The sequence below is a fragment of the Streptomyces rishiriensis genome, assembly GCF_003112535.1.
GTDB classification, from domain to species: domain Bacteria; phylum Actinomycetota; class Actinomycetes; order Streptomycetales; family Streptomycetaceae; genus Streptomyces; species Streptomyces rishiriensis.
On sequence record NZ_BEWA01000032.1, the window covers coordinates 18,561 to 40,308 of the forward strand.

Consider the following 21,748-nt stretch of genomic DNA (forward strand, 5'->3'; position numbering starts at 1 on the left):
CGTGACTCGTCGCGGCTGGTCGTGTCGCGGACCTCGGTGATGGTCGCCGGCCGTCGAGCGGAGGGCGGGAAATGGCGAAGGCAAGGAGATCGCTCTCCTTGCCTCTCCTAAGTTATAGCGCGCCAGGGGGCTTGCCGCAAGCCCCGGGTGGGGGCGCAGAATCGTCGGCCGAGGCCACAACCTGCGGAAATGAGGGCGCGACGTGCTTGTGTTGTTGTCGACGTACGGGGGACGCGGTGACGTCGAACCGGCGGTGGGGCCGGCCAGGCCATGGCGAGCGCTCGGGAACGCGCCGGCGATGCGATCGTCGAGTGCTGTGCGACCGGACGGCACGGCCGTCTCGGAGGTGTCGCGATGACGGGGCAGTATGTGCTGGGCCTTCAGGACGTCGACGTCAGGCAGATCGCGGTCGTCGGCGGCAAGGGCGCGCAGCTGGGCGCCCTGTCGCGGATCGAAGGCGTCCGCGTGCCGGACGGCTTCTGCGTGACGACGGACGCCTTCCGACGGCTCATGGCCGAAGCGCCGTCGATCGACGATCTGCTCGATCGGCTGTCGCGCCTGAGCACGGACGACCGGGAGGCGGTCCGCACGCTCAGCGCGCAGATCCGTCGGACCGTCGAGGAGATCACCGTCCCCGGCGACATCGCGGCGGCCATCACCGGCGCGCTCGCCGAATACGGTGAGCACGCGGCCTACGCCGTGCGATCCAGCGCGACCGCGGAGGACCTGCCGACGGCCTCCTTCGCCGGCCAGCAGGACACGTACCTGAACGTCGTGGGGCCGACGGCGGTCCTCCGGCACGTCAGCCGGTGCTGGGCCTCGTTGTTCACCGAGCGGGCGGTGACCTACCGTCGGCGCAACGGCATCGACCACCGTACGGTTCACATGGCCGTGGTCGTGCAGCGGATGGTCTTCCCCGACGCGTCCGGCATCCTGTTCACGGCCGACCCCGTCACGGGCAACCGGAAGGTCGCCACCGTGGACGCCGGCTTCGGCCTCGGCGAGGCTCTGGTCTCCGGCCTGGTGAACCCCGACGTCTTCAAGGTGCGAGACGGCGAGATCGTCGACAAGGCCATCGCCGTCAAACAGCGTGCCGTCCATGCCCTGCCGGCCGGCGGGACGCAGGACGTGGCGATCGACCCGGAGCGGCGGACGGAGCCGGCGCTGACGGGTGCTCAGGTCGTGCGGCTCGTGGAGCTCGGGCGGCGGATCGAGGCGCGCTTCGGCCGTCCGCAGGACATCGAATGGTGTCTGGCCGACGGCGGCTTCCGGATCGTGCAGAGCCGGCCGATCACGACGCTGTTCCCCGTCCCCGAGACGGATGACCAGGACAATCACGTCTACATCTCCGTCGGGCACCAGCAGATGATGACCGACCCCATGAAACCCCTGGGGCTCTCCGTGTGGCAGCTGACGGCCATGGCGCCGATGCACGAGGCCGGCGGGAGGCTGTTCGTCGACGCCACCCGGCGCCTCGCCTCGCCCGCGAGCCGTGCCGCGCTCCTCGACCTCATCGGGAAAGGCGATCCGGTGATCAGGGACGCGCTGGAGACGGTTCTCAGCCGTGAGGGCTTCCTCCCGTCGCTCCCCGACGCGGGTCCCGTGGGGCCGCCGCCCGCAGGCGCACCAGCGCCGATCCCGACCGATCCGGCCGTCGTCACCGAACTCGTCGAGCGCAACCAGGCGGACCTCGCCGCCCTGAAGCGCGACATCCGGACGAAGACCGGGCCGGCCCTGTTCGACTTCCTGCTGGAGGCATTCGAGAAGCACAGGCGGACGCTCGGCGACCGGCAGAGCATGCAGGCGATCATGGCGGGCATGGAGGCCACCTGGTGGCTCAACGACACGCTGCAGGAGTGGCTCGGCGAGAAGAACGCGGCGGACACGCTCACGCTGTCCGCGCCCGGCAACATCACCTCGGAGATGGGGCTGGCGCTGCTCGACGTCGCGGACGCGATCCGCCCGCATCCGGAGGTGGTGGCCTTCCTGCAGGGCGTCGAGGACGGGGACTTCCTCGACGAGTTGGCGAAGCTCCCGGGCGGGACCGAAGCGCGTGAAGCCCTCGAGGCCTACCTCGACCGGTACGGGATGCGCTGCGTCGGCGAGATCGACATCACGCGGCCGCGTTGGAGCGAGCGCCCCACCACCCTCCTGCCGGTCGTCCTCGACCACGTCCGCAACTTCGAGCCGGGTGCGGCCGAGGAGCGCTTCGAGCGCGGGCGGCAGAAGGCGCAGCAGAAGGAACAGGACGTGCTGTCACGCCTGCGGGCCCTGCCGGACGGGGAGTCGAAAGCCGCCGAGGCCAAGCGGATGATCGACCGGCTCCGCACCTTCATCGGATACCGCGAGTACCCCAAGTACGGGATCATCAGCCGCTACTTCGTCTACAAGCAGGCCCTGCTGGGCGAGGCCGAGCGCCTCGTGGAGACCGGCGTGCTCTCCGACCGTGAGGACGTCTTCTACCTCACGTTCCAGGAGTTCCACGACGTCGTGCGCTCGCACCGGGTGGACGACGACCTCATCCGGCAGCGCAAGGAGGCGTTCCGTTCCTACCACGCGCTCACCCCGCCCCGGGTGCTCACGTCCGAGGGCGAGGCGGTCACCGGGGCGTACCGGCGCGACGACGTGCCGGCCGGCGCGCTGAGCGGCCTGCCGGTGTCCGCCGGGACCGTCGAAGGAAGGGCCCGCGTCGTCCTCGACATGGCGGACGCCGATCTGGAGGCGGATGACATCCTGGTCACGGCCTACACGGACCCCAGCTGGTCGCCCCTCTTCGTCGGCATCGCGGGCCTGGTGACGGAGGTGGGCGGGCTGATGACCCATGGTGCCGTGATCGCCCGGGAGTACGGCCTGCCGGCCGTCGTGGGCGTGGAGGGGGCCACCCGGCTGATCCAGGACGGGCAGCGGATCCGCGTGCACGGAACCGACGGCTACGTCGAGATCCTGACCACGGACGGACAGCGCCCCGACTGAACGTACTGAACATACTGAACGTCCGGCTCGCCGCCCCGCGTGCGCCGCACGGCGCTCGGGGCGGCGGCGCCGCGCCGTCAGGTCACGGCCGGCCGGCTCCCGGCACGGCGACCTCCAGGGTGAGCACCCGGCCCGTGCCGGGCGTCACCATCTCGGACTCGGTCATGCCCCGCCACTCCGCCGCCACGACGAACAGCGTCGTCCCGTCGGGGCCGCCCAGTGTGCAGGCGAAACATCCGCGGTCCACCGGCACGGTCTGCAGGACCGTGCCGCCCTCGCCGACGCGCACGCAGCGGCGGTGGGGCACGTCGGCGTACCAGACGGCGTTCTGCGCGTCGACGCAGATGCCGTCCGGGACGCCGTCGGCGAGGTCGGCCCACACGCGGCGGTCGGACAGGCCACCGTCCGCGTCGATGGCGAAGGCGACGAGGCTGTGACGGTACGAGTCCGCGACGATCAGTGTGGAGTCGTCCGCCGTCACCGCCATGCCGTCGGGAAACGCGATGTCGTCGGCCACCTGGCGCATCGAGCCGTCGGGGGCGGCCAGGTGGATGGGTCCGGGCCTGAACGCCTCACCTGCCATCGGGTCGAAGCCCGCGCGGTTGACGTAGGCGTTGCTGCGACCGTCCACCACTGTGTCGTTCCAGCCCGGCCGGCCGAGGTCCGTGTGCGTGACCAGGGAGCCGTCCGGCTCTCGGCGCAGCAGCAGTCCGTCGGAAGACGAGACGATCACCAGCCGGCCGTCCGGGAGCCGGGCCGTGCACAGCGGCAGTGACGCCACCCGCGCGATCACCTCGCTGCGGCCGGCGAGATCGACGGAGACGACCTCGCCGGCCGACCAGTCGGAGAAGCACAAACGGTCGCCGTGCCGGCGCGGTGACTCCACCAGGCCCCGGCCGGTGACCAGTGTCCGTACGTCGGTCATCCTCGTCGCAGCCTTTCGCCGCGGCCGGCCCGGCGCCCGCCTCTCACCTTCTACACGAACGCCGGGCGGCCGGATCGACAGGCTCCACGGGATGGGGAGCAGCGTCGGCGCGCGCGTCGTGGCACCGGCGCCGGATGCGGCCGGGAATCCCGGAGCCCCGGCCGCCGCAATCGGGGGCCAGCGGTCAGCGGTCCGAGCATGTCGACGCGCGGGCCGGGGGCGGTCGCAGTCGGCAGATCGCGGCGAACCGGGCCGGAACGTCGAGGTTCCACAGCCGTACGGTCCCGTCGTTGCTGCTGCTCGCAATCGTCCGCCCGTCCGGGGAGAACACCGTGCCCCACACCGCGTTCGTGTGTCCGGTCAGGGTGGCCCACGGCCGCCGCCCGGCCACGTCCCACACCCGCACCGTACGGTCGCTGCCGCTCCCGGCGAGCAGCCGGCCGTCCGGGGAGAACGCGATGCCGCGCACCGATCCCGTGTGTCCTCCCAGCACCGCCGTCGGACGTCGTCGGCCGACGTCCCAGAGCCGGACGGTCCCGTCGTTGCCGCTGCTCGCCAGCGCCCTGCCGTCCGGGCTGAACGCCACCGCCCGTACCGCGCCCGTGTGTCCGCCGAGCGTGGCCAGCGGCTCGCGGGACGCGACGTCCCACAGCCGTACGGTCAGATCGTCGCCCGCGCTCGCGAGGGTGCGCCCGTCGGGGCTGAAGGCCACGTCGTTGACGAAGTCGGTGTGTCCGGTGAGCGTGGCCAGGGGCCGGCGGGCGGCCATGTCCCACAGCCGCACCGTGCGGTCCGCGCCCGCCGACGCCAGCAGCGCGCCGTCCGGCGAGAACGCCACCGAGAAGACGTCCCCGTGGTGCCCGGTGAGCGTGCGCAGGAGGCGGTGGGCGGCGACGTCCCACAGCCGGACCGTGCCGTCCGAGCCTGCCGAGGCCAGCGTCCGCCCGTCGGGGGCGAACGCGACCGAGAACACCGCCGAGCGATGGCCCCGCAGGGTCGCCACGGGCCGGTGCCTGGCCACGTCCCACAACCGCACCGTGTGATCGGTGTCGGCCGTCGCCAGCAGTGTTCCGTCAGGGCTGTAGGCGGACTGCCAGATCTCGGTGTACGGGCGGGCCGTCAGGACCGGGCCGCCCAGGTCCCAGAGCACGACCGTCTGGTCGAACCCCGCGGTGGCGAGCATGGTCCCGTCGGCGTTCACGGCCACGCCCATCGTGTAGTCGGTGTGGCCGGTGAGCGTCAGCGTCGGCATACCGCTGTGCACGTCCCACAGACGGGTCGTGCCGTCACCGCCCGCGCTGACGACCGTGGCGCCGTCGGGGGTGTAGGCGACCGCGTTGACGTCGTCGCTGTGGCCGGTGAGGACGGACGTCGTCCGGCGGCGGGCCAGGTCCCACAGCCGGACGGTCCGGTCGGCGCCGCCGCTGGCCAGGCTCCGCCCGTCCGGCGCGAACGCCACGCCGTACACCTCGTCGGTGTGCCCGTGGAGCACGCCCCCCGGCCGGTCGCGCACCGTGTCCCACAGCCGGACGGTCCGGTCGGCGCCGGCCGACGCGAGCGTCCGGCCGTCCGGGGCGTACGCCAGCGCGTCGACCTGCCCGACGTGGCCGGTGAACGACTCGACACGGCGCATCCGGCCGGTGTCCCAGACCTGGACCGTGCCGTCGCCCGCCGCGAGGGCCAGCGTGCGGCCCCGGGGGTCGAACGCCACGGCCCGGGCGCCCGCGGTGCTCTGCGGGAACACCGCCCTGGTCCGGTGGTCGGCCACGCCCCACAGTCGCACCGGCGCGTTCGTGGAGCCCGCAGCGAGCGTGCGGCCGTCGGGGCTGAAGGCGACCGAGCGCACCTGCCCGGCCATGGTGAACGTGGCGGTCGTACGGCGGTCCGCGAGCCGTCGCAGCGTCACCGTGCCGTCCGAACTGGCCGTCGCCAGCGTGCGCCCGTCCGGTGCGAACGCCACCGAGTTGACCGGTCCCCGGTGTCCGCCGAGCCGGGCCTCGAAGGGCTGTGCCTGGGTGCTCAGGAGGGCGCCCCGGGCCTCGGGCGTCGCCTGGGAACGGTAGGCCTCCTCGGCGAGCCGCATCGACGCCTCAGGCTGGCCCGCGGCGAGGGAGGCGGACTGCGCGGCGAGGGCCCGGGACCGGGCGACCCGCTCCTGGTGCAGCGCGTCGGAGCGCTGCCGGTACGCCAGCGCTCCGGCGGCCACGGCAAGGGTCAGCAGCACGACGAGCGTGGCCAGCGTGCTCTGCCGTCGCCGGATCTGCCGCCGGGCCTGCCGCCGACGCTCCGCCTCCTCGGCCCGGCTCGCCCGCAGGAACGCCTCCTCCTGTGCGCTGAGCAGGCTGCGGGCGTCCAGTTCCCCGGCCCACCCCCCGACCGTGTCCAGCCGGGCGCCACGGTAGAGGGCGGACGGATCGCGGCCCTCGCGCTCCCATTCGCCGGCGGCGTGCGCGAGTTGCTGGCGGATCAGCAGTCCGTCGCGGTCGGCGTCGATCCAGCCGCGCAGCCGGGGCCAGGCGTGCAGCAGGGCCTCGTGGGCGATCTCGACGGTGTCGCGGTCGGCGGTGATCAGGCGGGCTCGCACGAAGGCGTCCAGGGCGGCCGTGGCGTCGGCCGCGTCGGCCGGCCGGTCCACCAGCGCGGCCCGGCTCATCCGGCACCGGGCGGGTCCGGCGCCGTCGGCGACATGGACCAGGCGCACCAGAATCCTGCGGATCGTCTGCTGCTCGCTCGGGTACAGGCCCGCGAACACGTCCTCGGCGGTGCGGGCGACCGCCCCGCGAATCCCGCCGGTGCGCTCGTACCCCGCGACGGTGAGGGTGTCGCCCTCGCGCCGCTGCCAGGTGGTCAGCAGCGCGTGCGAGATCAGCGGCAGCGCACCGGAAGGGGTGACGTCCGGCAGGGCGCGCCCGGGGTCCGCCGCGTCGCCGGGCAGTCCGCCCGGTTCGCCGGGCAGTCCGCCCGGTTCGCCGAGCAGCCCGGCGTCGCGCAGCAGCAGCGGGACGAGACCCGGCTCCAGGGTGAGTCCGGCGAGGTCGGCGGGGCGGGTGATCGCCTCCCGCAGCTCCGCGACGGACATCGGGGGCAGAACGAACAGCCCTTCGGTGAACACCGCCCCGAGCTCGGGGAGTTCGATGCACCTGCCGGACAGGTCGGCCCGTACGCCCAGGACCACCACGGCCGGATCGGGGCCGGATCGGTCTTCCGGGTCCGACGGGCGGCGGGACGTCGCCAAGGCGCACAGCACCCGGGCGAAGGCGCGTCGCTCGTCCTCGTCGGAGCAGAGCGTGAACAGCTCCTCGAACTGGTCGACGAGGAACACCGGACGCACCGGCGGCGGCCGTCTGGCCCCGTCCCCGTGGGCGCACGAGGCGTCGTCCACCGTGCGCCGCACGGCTTCCAGCAACGCCTCGGGCCGGTCCCTCAGCTGCCGCACGGTGACGCCGAGATCGCCGTCCAGCGCCTTCGCGACGCCGGTCAGCAGCTCCTCCAGCGGACGAGCGGTGGGCGTGAAGGCCACCACCGGCCACCGCTCGGCGCCCGGCATGGGGAAGCCGCCGGGGGTACGGAAGGCCGGTACGAGGCCGGCGTGGAACAGGGACGACTTGCCGGCGCCCGAAGGCGCCACGACCATCAGCGGCCCGTTGCCGATCCGTTCGAAGACCCTCTCGACCAGGGCGGCGGTGGCCCGCTCGCGGCCGAAGAACCATTGCGCGTCCTGCGCGGTGAACGCGGACAGCCCCCGGTAGGGGCGGACGCCCTCGGGCTCCGGCCGCGGTTCCTCGGAGTTTTGGGCGGTCTTCGTCAGCAGGTGCAGCAGCCCGCCGTCGGCCTGCAGGATCTCGTCGCAGCGCCGCGCGACGTCGACGGTGACCCGCTTCGCACCGGTCTCGATCTTGCTGAGGTAGCCCTTGCTGTAGTGCGTCCGGCGGGCCATGTCGGCCAGCGAGAGGCCGCGCTGCCGACGCAGGCGTCTGAGCTGGGTGGGGAAGTCCTGAACCGTGGTGTCGGACGGTGGCGGTTCGTTTCGGTCGCCGGTGTGCTGCTGCTCCCCCACCACATCCCCCGGGTGTCGCGCGCATGAGCCGTGAGACGGCCGACACTCAGGGTACTGCGGGCATATGACGACCGATCACGCATTGCACCGGCGTGGCGCGAAGGCTTGGCGGGAAGGCGTGGCGGGCACACGGACGTCCGGAACCGCCGACGCGGTTCCGGACGATCCCCCGTGAGATGTGGCGCTACGGCCGGTTCAGCTTGATCGAGTTGATCGGCGTCAGGTCGGCGTACACGCCCTTCTGCGCCCCGATGGTGTAGTTGCAGTTCGTGCCGCCGTAGTTCAGGCAGAGTTCGGCCGTGGCGCCACCGGTCTGGTTGTTGAGGACCCAGTGCCAGCCGACCTGGTTGCTGAGGTCATGGCCCCCGTAGCTCCAGTAGACGGCGCTCGGGCTCTGGGCGGGACTCTGGTTCTGCGGGTAGACGCAGACGGCGCCGGACGGACACCCGGCCCAGTCGGCGGCCGGCTTGGCTTCGGCCGTCCCGGCCAGCGCCACCATCGCGGTGGCCGCGGTGGCCAGGGCGACGGCCCCACTGAACAACTTGCGCATGTTTCCCCCTTGCGGTGGTCCTGCCTGGTCGCAGGTCGTGCTCGGTCTTTCGGCATCAGACTGTCCGCCGGGTCGGGAGAGGTCGACGGGTTTCCTGTTTCCCGTTCCCGAGGCGCGCCGGGAAACCAGCCGCGACCAGCATCAACAGCCGGAAGAGGGCAACGCCCTGGAAGCGCGGCACCCGGCGGGGTCGGGCCGGCTGTGCGGACGAGCGGCCACGCGGACGGGGAAGGGACGCGCCTCGCCGCTCGCTATCCGGCGGAGGCGGCAGCGTCGCGTGAGCGGCGGCGGAGCAGGACCGCGGCCGCGACGACGAGGGCCGCACCGCCGATCGCGGCCACGGCGATGACCAGCGAGGCAGGGACATGGGCGACGGGCGCGCCGGCGACCGTGACCTGCTGCCTGGTCGTCTGCTGTCCGTGGTGGCTGACGACGGTCAGGGTGTAGCGGCCCTCGGCCAGGTCGTCGCGCACGCGGGCGTGCCCCGCGTAGACGGTGCCGCCGTCGTCGCACTTGCATCCGGGGTCGTCCGCACTGCCCGTCTCCATGGTCAGGGCACGGTCGAAGACGGGTGAGGTGACCGTCAGCGCTTCCTCGTCCGGTGCGGGCCGCAGGTCCATGAGGACGACACGGACCTCGCTGCCAGGTCGCACGGGAGCCGATGTGTCGCCGCCGGGGAACGCGTCCCTGGGCCCGATGACGAACCGGCCGATCTCGGCCGCGTCCTCCGCCGTGATCGCGAGTCGTGCGGTGGCGACGGTACGGCCGTGACTGGTCGCGGTGAACGGGTAGGTCCCGGCGGGCAGGTCCGAACGGACGCGGTGCTCCGTTCCGGGCCGGCCGACCTGCGCCGACTGCGTGGCCCCCTTCTTCACGGGGGTCAGGACGATCGGCGCCTCAAGGGCCGGGGAGGTGACCTGCACGGCGTCCCACCCGGGCGGCATCCCCTCGAGGCTGAACCACGGGGCGTCCCCTGCCCGCAGGCGCCCGTCCTGAGGCGCGTGGTAGTCCAGCCGGACCGCTGGGGACGGGCTGCCGGCCGGGCCGGGGCCCGGTGTCCCGGCCCACGCACTCCCTGCCGCCGTTCCCAGCAGGGGCAGCGCGACAAGGAGGGCCGCGCACACGGATCGGACTGCCTTGCGGAACACGGATTCCCCCTCGGCAGAAGACGGTCGGACCGCCGACGACACCCGATCGACCGATCACCTTATTCGCCCGATCGCCCGATCGCCCGATCGCCCGATCGAACCGTGGACCGGGTGGTCGATCAATCGATCAGGAAGAGGGGAGAGCCGCGCCGTCGGTTGCCGGGCGGAACCGCCTCAGGTGAGGTCCAGATCGGCATGGAGCAGGTCGTGGTCGGAGTACCGGGTGTGCTCCACCCCGTGCGCGAGCGCGGCGATGCCTCGCAGGAAGACGTAGTCGAACTTGCTGTGCCAGTCGGTGGTCGGCTGACAGGCGTGTGCGCCGGAGGGACGGCACCGGGGATCTGCGTCCGCCGCCAGCGCCCACAGCGGGGCGAGCTCCACGGCGTCCGGCTGCGCGTTGAAGTCGCCCAGAACGACGGCGCGCTCGTACGGGGCGACCACCGGGGCGAGCACGCGGGCCTGCTCCGCACGGACCGCCTCCTGGCGGCGCTCGGCGAAGTGCGTGTTGAAGACCCGCACGGACCGGCCGCCCACCACGGTGGTCACCGCCATGTATCCACGGTCCTCGGAGCCGCCGTCGGGATATTCCACGTTGACGCGGTCCGTCATCGGCGCCGCCGACAGGATCGCCTCCCCGAACCCGCCCGGGTTCCACGGCACTCCCCCGCACCGGCCCCAGTCGCGCAGGACCATGCCGTACTCGACGTGGTAGACCAGCCCGTAAAGGCTTTCCAGATGGTCGCGGATCCGGTCGACGTCGCGCACGCAGGCTTCCTGCAGGCCGATGACCTGAGGCGCGAACGCGGCGATCTCGGCCGCCCGGTCGACGCTGCTCTCGCCGCAGGGGTTGCAGATGTTCCACGTCATGACCCGGTTCGTCATGACGTCCCGGACGGCGCCGACGGGCAGCGCTCGCCCGAGAGGGGCGTCAGCCGGCGCACCGGGGCCGACGAGCACCAGACAGAGCAGGGTCACCACGCCCGCGAGCCACCGCGTACCCGTTCCGGGCACCACCGCCTCCTCACCGCGGACGCACACCGCACCCGCCACACCCGTGCACGAGGCTATGCGAAGCCGCCGGCCGGCGACACACGCCTCGGCCGGCGACCGGCGTTTCTGAACAGGTCCGCCGTCGCGGCGAGTTGACGGGAGGAGCCGGAATCAGCGGCGAGGGCCGAGTGCGCGGAGCGTGTCGCCACCCTCCGCCGGGTGAACGGCTTCGTCTTGGGGCCGCCCCGTCGGTCTGCCATCATGGGGGAAGCGGAACCTCGTTCCGTGGACGACAGGACGGGTCCCGTACGGGAATCCCGCCGACGAGGAAGGTCGCGGTGAACGACACAGGCCAGAGCTCGGCGAGCGCGGCCGGGTCCAAACGCAAGGACGCCCGGCGCAACCAGCGGACTCTGCTGGACGCCGCCGCCGCGATCTTCGTCACCTCGGGCGTGGAAGCGCCGGTGCGTGACATCGCGGCCAAGGCCGGCGTGGGGGTGGGCACGATATACCGCCACTTCCCCACCAGGGCGGACCTCGTCATCGCCGTCTACCGCCACCAGGTCGACGCCTGCGCCGAAGCAGGGCCCGCCCTGTTGACGAGCGGCCCTTCCGCTTTCGTCGCCCTCGAACGATGGGTCGACCTGTTCGTCGACTTCCTGGTCACCAAGCACGGCCTCGCAGCAGCGCTGCAGACCGACAACGCCGGTTTTGAGACGCTGCACGCCTACTTCCTCGACCGCCTCCTGCCGGTGTGCGCCCAGCTGCTCGACGCCGCCGCCGCCTCCGGTGAGATCTCCTCCGGTCTCGACGCCTACCCGTTCATGCGGGGCATCGGAAACCTCTGCATCGGCGCCGACAGCGACCCGCGCTACGACGCACGCCGGCTGGTCGCGCTCCTCCTGACGGGCCTGCGCCGAGCCGGCTGACCCGGGCACCCGAAGATTCCTCCTCAGGACGACGGCCCGACGGCCCGACGCGACGACCGCTCGGCAGGACGGCGGGACGGCGGGACGGCGTGACCCGTGACGGCGGGACGGCAGGACGGCAGGCCGGCGAGCAAGGCCGTGAGGGCCGGCCGGGTTCAGAGCCGGTGCTGCACGCCGCCGGTGCGGGCGTGTACGAATCCCTCGCCCTCGCGTGGCGCTCGGGTCCAGGACCGGGTGGTGAACGTGCGGAGCCTGCCCCGGGTCAGCGCGAACCGGGGCAGGGAGAGCCCGAGTTCCGAGTGCAGGGCCTCCAACGCACGCCGTTCGCGGTCCGCTTCGGCGTCCTCCGGGCGGAACAGCCGCGCGGGGTCCAGAGCCTCGGGTATCGCGCCGCGCCGCCGGATGTCCGTGCCCCGCACGGTGAACGCGTAGAGCTCCGCGCCCCGTTCGGCCACCGAGAGGTGGAACGCGGCCGGGCGGTCGCCGGGGGACGAGCCTCTCTGCTCGCGCCACACCACCACAGCGCGGCCCGCCGAGGAGGCCGCCGCGGCGGGGGACACGAGCCTGTCGTCGAGGTAGCGGTGGGAGTGACCGTCGAAGGCGAAGGCCCAGGCTTCGAGGGTGCGGCCGACGCCGACCAGGGCCCGGTCCTCCCAGAGTTCGACACCCTCGCGCTCATGGGGCCGGGGCGCCCGCCAGGACGCCCTGCGCAGATCCACGGGCGCGCTCAGTTCGGCGCCCTCCTCCCCGATCAGGGCGGGAAGGCGAGCCGGGTCGACGCCCTCCGCCCAGACACAGCGGTAGCCGTCGGACGGCCGCCGGTTCGTCGCGGGCTCCGTCAGCCAGACGAGGCCCGGCGGATCGAGATCGGGCACCGGCTCGGGAACGGCTCCCGGCTCCCCCGCCCGCGGCGTCGCGAGGATCTCCCGGCCACGCTCCGGGGTGATCAGCGGACCCAGGACCGGATCCGCGAGCAGGCCGATCGGGGCGATCAGCGAGGGTCCGGGCGCCTCCCACAACGGGAGCGCGTCGCGCAGCACCCGCCATGCGGCGTCGGTGACCCCCCAACGGGCCGACTCGCGCGCCTCGGCGACGGCCCGGCCCCACGCGCCGGGCGGCGCGTAGCCGTGAGTGCCGTCCCGCATCGCGCTCAGCACGCTCTCGGCGGTCTCCCGGTCGACTCCGCGGGCGGCCATCATCGCGAGCCAGTGATCGTCCCCGCCCAACCGCCATTCGCCGCGTGCCGGCTCCATGGCCTGCAGGGGCAGAACGTCGGGCAGGTACCGGGGGTCGGCCACGAGGTGGCCGTACTCGCGGGAGCCGCGCGGCTCCAGCAGCTGCCGGAGCTGGTTCAGCAGGTCGGCGCTCCCCGGCCGTCCGAAGGACAGCGCCTCTTCCAGCAGGGGCAGGGCCTCCTCGTACCGGCCGCGCAGGGCCAGCAGGCGGCCTTCCTCCACATGCGCGTCCTGTGCGCGCGTGGTCGCGTTCACGAAGTCCGGCTTCGGCGCCCGGTCGGCGTGGAAGGCGCGGTACATGGCTTCCATGTACGCCCGGAACGACGGGTAACGGTCCGGCAGTTCACCGCCCCAGCCCTTGTAGACGTAGAGCGCCCACTCGCCGTTCTCGTCGCGGTCGCCCGGGTCGAGCAGGGCGTTCGACATGTCGGAGTCGGTCTCCAGCCGTAGCGCCCGTCGCCACATCCCGGCGAGCAGGACCTCCTCCTCGCGAGGGTCGTCGCCCAGGCTCTCCTCGTAGAGCGGGGTCATGTCGAACGGATCCCGGAACCAGTCGACGTCCGCGGCACCGCCGAGCTGGTAGATCCCGGCCGTCTGTTCCACGTGCCATCCGTCGCTCACGGCCAGGAACTCGCGGTACGAGGGCGGCAGACGCCGGCCCAGCCGCTCCTCGGCCGCGACGATCGCCGACTCGTCGGCCCCGGGCCTGCCCAGGGAAACGCCGGTCCCGCCCTCCTCGCCCTCGCCCTCGTCCGCGCCCGGAACCCACTCCTGCTGCCAACGCCCCAGGAAATCGTGCCAGTCGAAAGTCTCGCCGTTCATAGCCGGATACTGCCATCCGGCACTGACAACGCCGCCCGTCGACGACCGTCCCCGCGGCGCACCGCGCGCCTCCGCGGCCGATCGCAAAGCGACGGCAAAGCCGAGCGGCCGGGGATCCGCTGCCGGGAACCGCTCGGAGCGGCCGTTCCCGGCGGCCGCTCCCGCTGACCGGCCGACTTGCGCTGGAGTGCGCTCCAGGTCGTAGCGTTGCGGACACCGCGGCGCACGAGGCCCGCACCGCCCGGCTTCCCTCCCGGGATGCCGGGCAGCGGAAATCGTCGCTGAATGGATGACGGGCCTCGTGGCGTCCGAGAGGACGCACGAGTGGCAACGCACGCAACGCACGAGTGGCAACGCACGAGTGGCAGGGAAAGGCTGGAACACGGCATGCAGAAGCGCAGTCTGCGGGACCTCCAGGTATCGGCCATCGGCCTGGGGTGCATGGGCATGTCCGCCTTCTACGGATCCGCCGATCAGGAGGAGGGCATCGCGACCATCCGGCGGGCCCTCGACGTCGGGGTGAACTTCCTCGACACCGCGCAGATGTACGGTCCCCTCACCAACGAATCGCTCGTCGGCGAGGCGATCCGGGGGCATCGCGAGGAGTACGTGATCGCGACGAAGTTCAACTACCGGATGGACGACGCCGTACCCGGCGACATCACCACGGTCGGCCCGCAGGACGGCTCGGCGGAGCACGTCCGCAGCTCCGTCCACGGCTCCCTGAAGCGTCTGGGGACCGACCACATCGACCTGTACTACCAGCACCGGGTCGACCCGAACGTCCCGATCGAGGAAACGGTCGGCGCGCTGGGCGAGCTCGTCGCCGAGGGCAAGGTGCGCGCGATCGGCCTGAGCGAGGCGAGCGCGCAGACCATCCGGCGGGCCCACGCCGTGCACCCGGTCACCGCGGTGCAGAGCGAGTACTCGCTGTGGTCACGGGACGTCGAGGCAGAGGTGCTGCCCGCCTGCCGTGAGCTGGGCATCGGCTTCGTGCCGTACTCGCCGCTCGGTCGCGGCTTCCTCGCCGGGCGGTTCAGCTCGCCGGACGAGCTGGACGCGAACGACTGGCGCCGGCAGAACCCGCGTTTCCAGGACGCCAACCTGGAGGCGAACCTGCGGCTGGCCGCGAAGGTGAAGGAGATCGCCGCCGAGAAGGAGGTGCTTCCGGCGCAGCTGGCCATCGCCTGGGTCCTGGCCCAGGGCGAGAACCTGGTGCCGATCCCGGGCACCAAGCGGCGCACCTATCTGGAGCAGAACGCCGGCGCCGTCGACATCACGCTGACCAAGGACGACCTCGCCCGCATCGACGCGGAGCTGCCCGAGGTCGCGGGTGAGCGGTACGACGAGGCGGGGATGCGGGCCGTCGACCGGTAACCGTCGCCCGGGAGCCTGCGAATGCGGCCTCATGCGCCCCGACGGCAAGCACCGTCCACCGCCCGAGCCGCATCCGGGCATCCGCAGCCGCATTCGCAGCCTCAGCCTCAGCCGCAGTGACCGTGCGGCGAAGCCCTGTCTGCGGGCCCCTTCGTGAAAGCCCGCCGGCGGGGCTGTGGCTGTGCGCGAGTCGGGCACGTCACCCCGCCCCTCTCCGCCGCCGCCGTGGGCAGGACAATGGCCCGCATGGAACTGGCGTTGAAGGTCGTCGCCCTCGTCGCCACCTTCGGCACCGCCGCTCTGTCCGCGATCGCCGGGTTCGGCGGCGGCGTGCTGTTGCTGCCGGTCTTCGTCGCCGTGCTGGGCCCCCGGGACGCGGTCGCCGTGCTCACCGTGGCCCAACTGGCCGGCAACGGCAGCCGGGTGTGGTTCAACCGTCACGAGGTCGACCGGCGGCTGGTCGGCGTGTTCGCCGTCGGCGCCGTCCCGGCCGCGGCCGCCGGGGCGCTGCTGTTCGCCACCGCGCCGCTGCCCGCGCTCACCCGCGCCATCGGCGTGTTCCTGCTGGTCATGGTCGCCTGGCGGCGCTGGAAGCCGCAGGCCGCCCGGCTGGACGACACCGCGTTCGCCGCCCTCGGCGCCGCTTCCGGTTTCGGCTCCGCGCTGGTCGGCTCGGTGGGGCCGATGGTCGCGCCGTTCTTCCTCTCCCGCGGCCTGCTCAAGGGCGCCTACATCGGCACCGAAGCCGCTGCCGCCGTGGTGATGCACCTGACCAAGCTGGTGGTCTTCGGCGCGGCGGCCGTGCTGACCGCGTCCAGCGCCGTCGTCGGCCTGGCCCTCGCGCCGGCAGCGACGGCCGGCGCCTGGGTCGGCAAGAAGACCGTCGACCGGCTCTCCGCCCCTGTCTTCGTCCTGGTGGTCGAGGTCGGCCTGATCGTCTCCGGTCTCCTGCTGACCGTCACCGGCTGACCTCTCGCCCCTTTCTCCACCCGCCGGACGATCACCGCGTCCGGCGACGTCACGACCGCCGGCTCAGGATGCGCCGGCGGCCTCGGCGGCCTCGTCGGCGCCGGCGGCTTCGTCCCGCGCCATGCCGAGGAAGCGCCGGATCGCCTCGACCGGCATGTCGAGCCCCTCGGAAGCGGACTCCTCGTCGCCGAACACCTGCACCGCCTCGGCGACGGCCACGGCCAGTTCGACCTCCGCCTTGCGCATCTTGGCCTCGGCCTTGTCCACGGTGTCCACCACCGCCAGCTGACGGCGCTGCTTCTCCTGGAGACGCTGCTTGCGGGAAAGGGACTTCTCCGAACTCTGCACAGACATGACCAAGATCATAATCAGTCGTGGGCGCACCACGAAATCGCCAAATCCCCCGCACCGGGATGAGTTTCATGCGCTCCGGGGCGCCTCGGGTCGAGGGACCTCCCGATCGCCGGGGCGCGGAGTACGTCCCCTTTGCCTGATTGTCATCGGCAGCCACTATCGTGCCCTTTCATGTCCGATGATCCACGGGGTGAAGCGCCCTCTCCCGCCCGCCGCGTGCTCGGTGACGCACGTCCGTTGGTCGGCCGTGAGGCGGAAGTCCAGGAGCTGGTGCGAGCCTTGGCCGGTCTCGAGAGGGAATCGGGCAGGGCCGTCGCGCTCGTCGGGGAACCGGGCATCGGCAAGAGCGCGCTGGTGGGGGCCGTCGTGGCCGAGGCCCGAGCCGTCGGCATACCCGTCTGCACTGCTCGCGGCCGCGCCGCGGACGCGTCCGCCGACGTCGGGGAGTTGCGCCTGCAGGAGGTGCGCGAGGTCGCCGCGCGCGCGGCGCAGGGCAGCCCCCTGCTGGCGGTGGTGGAGGACTTCCACCTCGTTCCCGCAGACCGGCGACTCCACGTGGAACGACTGCTGCATGCGGCCTCGGCGGGGCCGGTGCTGTGCCTCATCGTCTGCCGGCAGCGCCAGTTGTCGCCCTGGCATGCGGAACTGGTCTCCCGGGCCGAGTCCGCGGGTCTGCTGGAGGTGTGGACCCTCGGGTCGTTGTCCCGCGAGCAGGCCGCCGAACTGCTCGGAGACCATCCGGACGCCGACGAGATCCACCGCGAGGCCCAGGGCAACCCGCAGTACCTCAAGGTGCTCGGCGCCCGCGGCCAGGACGCCGCGGCCGCCTCGACGGCCGTCCTCGGGGAACTGGCCGGCCTCGACGCCGACTCCCTCGCGGTCCTCCAGGCGGCGGCGGTCCTGCGCGAGCCGTTCCACCCCGAGCTGCTGGCCGCCGTCGCGGGGCACGACGTCGCCGCCACGGTCCGCGCGCTGGACACGCTCACCCGTGTCGACCTCGTCCGGCCCGCCGAACCCGCACCCCAGCTGGCGCTGCGCCATCGAGCCGTCGGCGACGTCGTCTACGAACGGCTCGAACCCAGCCGCCGCGTCACCCTGCACCGACGAGCCGAAGCCGTGCTGGCAGAGCAGGGCGCTCCCATCACCAAGCGCGCCCATCATGTGGCCCGCGCCGCCGACCCGAACCGGCCCGAGCACCTGACCACCCTGATCGCCGCCGCACGCGAGACGCTGTACGGCTCCCCCGCCGTGGCGGCCGGACACCTGGAGGCCGCGCTGCCGTCGCTCCGCCCGGGCCAGGCGCACTGGCACGAAGCGCAGGTGCTGCTGGCTCGCGCCCGCTTGCTGACCGGGGACGCGGCCGAGAGCCGCGAACTGCTCGACGCCCTGCGGTCGGCCATGCCCGACCGGTCCGGCGAGGCGGGCGCGCTCGCCGACTCCAGCCGGATCGAGCGGACCCTGGGACGGTACGCCGAGGCGGGCGCACTCGCCCGTTCGGGGCTCGCGACGCTGGCCGACAAGGACGCCGCGATCGCGGCCGCCCTGCACACCGAACTGGCCGACCACGCCTACGACCTCCAGGAGTACGTGACGTCCCGGCAGCACGCCGAGACGGCCGCGGCCATCGCACGGCAGCACCACGACCGGGTCGGTGAGGCGCAGGCACTGGCGCAGAGCGCCCTCGGTCACCTGTTCACGGGCGATCTGGCCACCGCGCAGGAGCGGACGACGACCGCGGCGGCGCTCGTCGACGCCGCACCCGACACCGCTCTGCTCACCAATCTGCACGCCTCGCTGCAGACGGGATTGACCGAGGGAATGCTGGGCCGGCTGGCCGACGCCGAACGGCACCTCACGCGTGCGGCGGCCCTGTCCCGGCGCACCGGTCAGACGTACGTCCAGCCGCAGATCCTCACGGTGCTCGCCAACGCCCAGCTGCGGCGCGGCAATCTGGCCGGTGCGCTGGACGCCCTCGACGAGATCGACCGCCACGCCTCGGGAAAGGCGAGCCCGGCCGAGGAAGCCGTCAGCTCGATGGTGCGGGCCGAGGTGCTCTTCTGGCGGGACGGTCCGGGCGATCGGACGGACGCGGAGGCGTCTGCCGCACGCGCCCTCGCCGTCGCCAGCGCCTCGCCCACCGCGTGGGGGGTCACCGTCCGGTGTTTTCACGCCGAGTGGGTGCAGCGCGCCGGCGATCCGGCGCGGTCCCGCTGGCTGCTGCTGGACGCGGCGGGCGGCCCCGCGCTCCCCCGGCTCACCACCTGGCGCAAGCCCCGCTGGTGCGACGCCTTGGCTCAGGCCTCGCACGCGCTGGGCGACCGTGCGTCGGTCGAGCACTGGGCCGACCTCGCCGAGCAGTGCCTGGAACAGCTCCCCTCCCCCGGCCGCAGGGGGTTCGCTCTGCGGGCCCGCATGCGCGCCCACGCCGCCGCCGGGGAAACGGAGGCGGCGCTGCGACACGCGTTGGAAGCGGTCTCCGACTTCTCTTTCAGCGGGGAGCGCGTCGAGGCCTGCGTCACCCTGCTCGCGACAGCGGCGCTGTGCCTGGACGCGGGAAGGACCGATGGCGTCGCCGACCGGCTGGACGGCGCCGGGGTCCTCGCCGAGCAGTGCGGCTCCGCGCGACTGAGCAGGGATGTCGCCGGGTGGCGCACCCGGCTGGCCGCGTGCGTCGGGACCGACGACTCCCTGCCTTCCCTGACCGCGCGCGAACGGGAGATCGCGAGCCTGGTCAGCACCGGCATGACCAACATCAGGATCGCCGAGAGCCTGTTCCTCAGCGTGCGGACGGTGGAGACCCACCTCGGGCAGGTGTACCGCAAGCTGGGCGTCTCGAACCGCACCAGCCTCACCCGCATGCTGATGAACAGCGCCGCGTCCGGCGGCAGGACGGTTCCGGGGTCTCGCGCGTCGGACGGTGGCTGAGCGTCGCCAGGGGAGCGCCCGCTGACGTCAGCCGTCGCCAGCGCCCCTGGATCTCACCCTCCTCCCCGGTTGCCGACACAGCCTGATGAGAGCGCGGAGTGTTGAAGCGCTTCGACGCTGCCACCGGTCGCGCAGGACTGTCAATGACCGGACAGGAAGAAAGTTTCCCGGCATTCGCCCTCTTGTTTCGCGAGAAACGTGTCATTAACGTTCGCGGCCAAGTGAAGCGCTTCGACACAGGGGAAGGGCGCACGCGTGTGCTGACGGGCGCCGTCACGGGCTGACCGCCCGCCGCACGCGCCTCGTCGCCCCTGGTGACGCCCACCAGAAAGGCCGCCATGAGCAGCCCACCGCAGATCATCCGATGGGGCCACCCGGCTCTGCGCGTCGAGATCGGCGTCGACGACGACGGCGTCGCCCGTCTCACGTACCTCGGGCTCCCGGGCGGGGCGCCCGCCGAGCGACGCGAACGGCCTCCCCTGCCCCTGGTGGAGGTGACGGCCGCGGGCCACGGCCGTTCCTGGTCGGGCGCACGCCTCATCGACACGACCCTCGGCGGGCGGCTGCGGTACCGCACGCACCGAGCATCCCGCGACGGCGACCGGCACTCGCTCACCGTCGAACTCCACGACCCCGGGACCGGTCTCGTCGCGGAGGTGCGCTACTCCTCGCCCGACGGCGTGCCGGTGCTGCGCGGCGAAGTGGTCCTGCGCAACACCGGGGAGGACACCCTGCACCTGGAGTCGGTCTCGTCCCTCGTCGTGGGCTGCCTCGCGGACGGTCCGCGAGCCGTCGAGGCCGCGGACCTGCTGTGGGCCGAGAACGACTGGGTCGCCGAATGCCGCTGGCAGCGCAGGCCGATGCGGGTGACCTCGCCGGTCCTCGACGACCGTGTCGTCTACGGCAACGGCAAAGGGGAGTTCGCGCAGAGCGGCCGGGGCGTGTGGTCCAGCTGCGGCCGACTGCCCATGGGTGGCCTGACCGTTCGTGACTGCGGACGTACCTGGCTGTGGCAGATCGAGCACAACGGGGGCGGCTGGCACTGGGAGTGCGGAGAGCGCGACCGGCTCGCCTATCTGGCCCTGTTCGGCCCGAACGACACGCATCACGGCTGGCGCCACCCCCTGGAGGCCGGGACGGAGTTCCGCTCCGTGCCGGTGGCTCTCGCGTTCAGCGACGACGGCGGCCCGGACGAGGCGTTCGCCGCGCTCACCCGCTACCGCCGGGCCGTCCGCCGCCCGCACCCCGACCACCGGCGGCTCCCCGTGATCTTCAACGACTACATGAACTGCCTGATGGGCGACCCCACGACCGACAAGCTGCTGCCGTTGGTCGACGCGGCGGCCGAGGCGGGCGCGGAGTACTTCGTCGTCGACGCCGGATGGTACGACGGCGAGGACGGCGGCTGGTGGGACAGCGTCGGCGCCTGGGAGCCCGCCGCCTCCCGCTTCCCCGGCGAGCGCGGGATCCACGAAGTGCTCGACCGCATCCGGGAACGTGGCATGGTGCCCGGCCTGTGGCTGGAGCCGGAGGTGATCGGCGTCCGCAGCCCCATGGCCAGGTCCCTGCCCGACGAGGCGTTCTTCCGCCGCGACGGCATCCGCGTCATCGAGACCGGGCGTCACCATCTCGACCTGCGCCACCCGGCCGCCCGAGCCCACCTGGACGAGGTCGTGGACCGGCTGGTCGGCGCTTGGGGAGTCGGCTATCTCAAGCTCGACCACAACGTCGACCCCGGCTCCGGCACCAGCGCCCACCCCGGCGAGACCCCGGCCGCCGGGCTGCTCGGCCACAACCGCGCCCACCTCGACTGGCTCGACGGCGTCCTGGACCGCCACCCGCACCTCGTGCTGGAGAACTGCTCCTCGGGCGGCATGCGCTGGGACTACGCGCTGCTGTCCCGGCTGCAACTGCAGTCCACCAGCGACCAGCAGAACCTTCAGCGATACGCCCCCATCGCGGCCTCCGCGCCGACCGCGGTCACCCCCGAGCAGGGCGCGGTCTGGGCCTACCCGCTGCCGCAGGACTCCCTGGACGAGGTGGCCTTCACCATGGCCAACGCGCTTCTGGGCCGGATCCATCTGTCCGGCCTGCTGCCCGAGCTGCGCCCCGACGCCCGCGCCCTGGTGCACGAAGGCGTCGCCGTCCACAAGGCCATCCGCTCCGACCTGGCCCGGGCGGTGCCCGCCTGGCCGCTTGGCCTGCCGGCCTGGGACGATCCCTGGCTCGCGCTGGCCCTGCGCACCCCGTCCACCACGTACCTCACCGTCTGGCGCCGCCCCGGAGGCAAGGCCACCGCCGCTCTCCCCCTCCTCCACCTCCGCGGCGCCGCAGCCCGGGTCGAGGTGCTCTACCCCGCCGCGAACCAGGCCGCCCTGGCCTGGGACCCCGGTACCGCCGACCTCACGCTGACGTTGCCCACGGCACCGTCCGCCGTGCTCGTCCGCCTCACCCACCCGGTGCCGGACACGCCGTGAAACCACCCGTGCATACC

14 protein-coding genes are annotated in these 21,748 nt (G+C 73.0%); 7 read left to right on the forward strand and 7 right to left on the reverse strand.

Features of this window, described 5'->3' with window-relative positions:
- Positions 1–354: 354 nt before the first annotated feature.
- Positions 355–2,973 carry a rifamycin-inactivating phosphotransferase gene (gene rph, locus Sri02f_RS38465; protein ID WP_109005943.1) on the forward strand — a complete coding sequence of 873 codons (2,619 nt, stop codon included), beginning with the start codon at positions 355–357 and terminating at the stop codon, positions 2,971–2,973.
- Between the two features lie 82 nt (positions 2,974–3,055).
- Here rph and Sri02f_RS38470 read toward each other — a convergent pair whose 3' ends face one another.
- The 5 genes from Sri02f_RS38470 to Sri02f_RS38490 form a co-directional block, all read right to left on the reverse strand.
- On the reverse strand, positions 3,056–3,898 hold the full coding sequence (locus Sri02f_RS38470) for an SMP-30/gluconolactonase/LRE family protein (protein WP_109005944.1): 843 nt from the start codon (positions 3,896–3,898) through the stop codon (positions 3,056–3,058).
- 184 nt (positions 3,899–4,082) lie between these two features.
- Positions 4,083–7,955: an nSTAND1 domain-containing NTPase gene (locus Sri02f_RS38475; RefSeq protein WP_281261922.1), complete on the reverse strand. Its 3,873-nt coding sequence runs from the start codon at positions 7,953–7,955 to the stop codon at positions 4,083–4,085.
- 184 nt (positions 7,956–8,139) lie between these two features.
- Positions 8,140–8,505, reverse strand: coding sequence for a hypothetical protein (locus Sri02f_RS38480; RefSeq protein ID WP_109005945.1), 366 nt, complete (start codon positions 8,503–8,505; stop codon positions 8,140–8,142).
- Positions 8,506–8,756: 251 nt separating this feature from the next.
- Complete coding sequence (locus Sri02f_RS38485; RefSeq protein ID WP_245970986.1) at positions 8,757–9,449, reverse strand: hypothetical protein; 693 nt, start codon at positions 9,447–9,449, stop codon at positions 8,757–8,759.
- A 378-nt stretch (positions 9,450–9,827) separates the two neighbouring features.
- Positions 9,828–10,667: an endonuclease/exonuclease/phosphatase family protein gene (locus tag Sri02f_RS38490; RefSeq protein ID WP_109005946.1), complete on the reverse strand. Its 840-nt coding sequence runs from the start codon at positions 10,665–10,667 to the stop codon at positions 9,828–9,830.
- 314 nt (positions 10,668–10,981) lie between these two features.
- Here Sri02f_RS38490 and Sri02f_RS38495 point away from each other — a divergent pair, with 314 nt between their 5' ends.
- On the forward strand, positions 10,982–11,572 hold the full coding sequence (locus Sri02f_RS38495) for a TetR/AcrR family transcriptional regulator (protein WP_109005947.1): 591 nt from the start codon (positions 10,982–10,984) through the stop codon (positions 11,570–11,572).
- A gap of 155 nt (positions 11,573–11,727) precedes the next feature.
- Here Sri02f_RS38495 and Sri02f_RS38500 read toward each other — a convergent pair whose 3' ends face one another.
- Entirely contained in the window at positions 11,728–13,629 is a 1,902-nt protein-coding gene (locus Sri02f_RS38500) for an SMI1/KNR4 family protein (RefSeq protein WP_109005948.1), read from the reverse strand.
- A gap of 387 nt (positions 13,630–14,016) precedes the next feature.
- Between Sri02f_RS38500 and Sri02f_RS38505 the strand changes: the two genes are divergently transcribed.
- Both Sri02f_RS38505 and Sri02f_RS38510 read left to right on the forward strand, forming a co-directional pair.
- Positions 14,017–15,006 (forward strand): aldo/keto reductase, encoded by a 990-nt coding sequence (locus Sri02f_RS38505; protein WP_109005949.1) that lies wholly within the window; start codon positions 14,017–14,019, stop codon positions 15,004–15,006.
- Positions 15,007–15,252: 246 nt separating this feature from the next.
- Positions 15,253–15,975 carry a sulfite exporter TauE/SafE family protein gene (locus tag Sri02f_RS38510; RefSeq protein ID WP_109005950.1) on the forward strand — a complete coding sequence of 241 codons (723 nt, stop codon included), beginning with the start codon at positions 15,253–15,255 and terminating at the stop codon, positions 15,973–15,975.
- Between the two features lie 63 nt (positions 15,976–16,038).
- On the opposite strand, the gene Sri02f_RS38515 is transcribed toward Sri02f_RS38510, so the two are convergent.
- The gene (locus Sri02f_RS38515; protein ID WP_245970987.1) at positions 16,039–16,329 is read right to left on the reverse strand and encodes a hypothetical protein; all 291 of its coding nucleotides are present in this window, start codon (positions 16,327–16,329) and stop codon (positions 16,039–16,041) included.
- A gap of 171 nt (positions 16,330–16,500) precedes the next feature.
- Between Sri02f_RS38515 and Sri02f_RS38520 the strand changes: the two genes are divergently transcribed.
- From Sri02f_RS38520 to Sri02f_RS38525, 3 genes are all read left to right on the forward strand, one after another.
- Positions 16,501–19,254, forward strand: coding sequence for a LuxR C-terminal-related transcriptional regulator (locus Sri02f_RS38520; protein WP_109005952.1), 2,754 nt, complete (start codon positions 16,501–16,503; stop codon positions 19,252–19,254).
- 143 nt (positions 19,255–19,397) lie between these two features.
- On the forward strand, positions 19,398–19,538 hold the full coding sequence (locus Sri02f_RS41530) for a hypothetical protein (RefSeq protein ID WP_159106858.1): 141 nt from the start codon (positions 19,398–19,400) through the stop codon (positions 19,536–19,538).
- Positions 19,539–19,592: 54 nt separating this feature from the next.
- Complete coding sequence (locus Sri02f_RS38525; protein WP_109005953.1) at positions 19,593–21,731, forward strand: alpha-galactosidase; 2,139 nt, start codon at positions 19,593–19,595, stop codon at positions 21,729–21,731.
- The last annotated feature ends 17 nt before the right edge of the window (positions 21,732–21,748 follow it).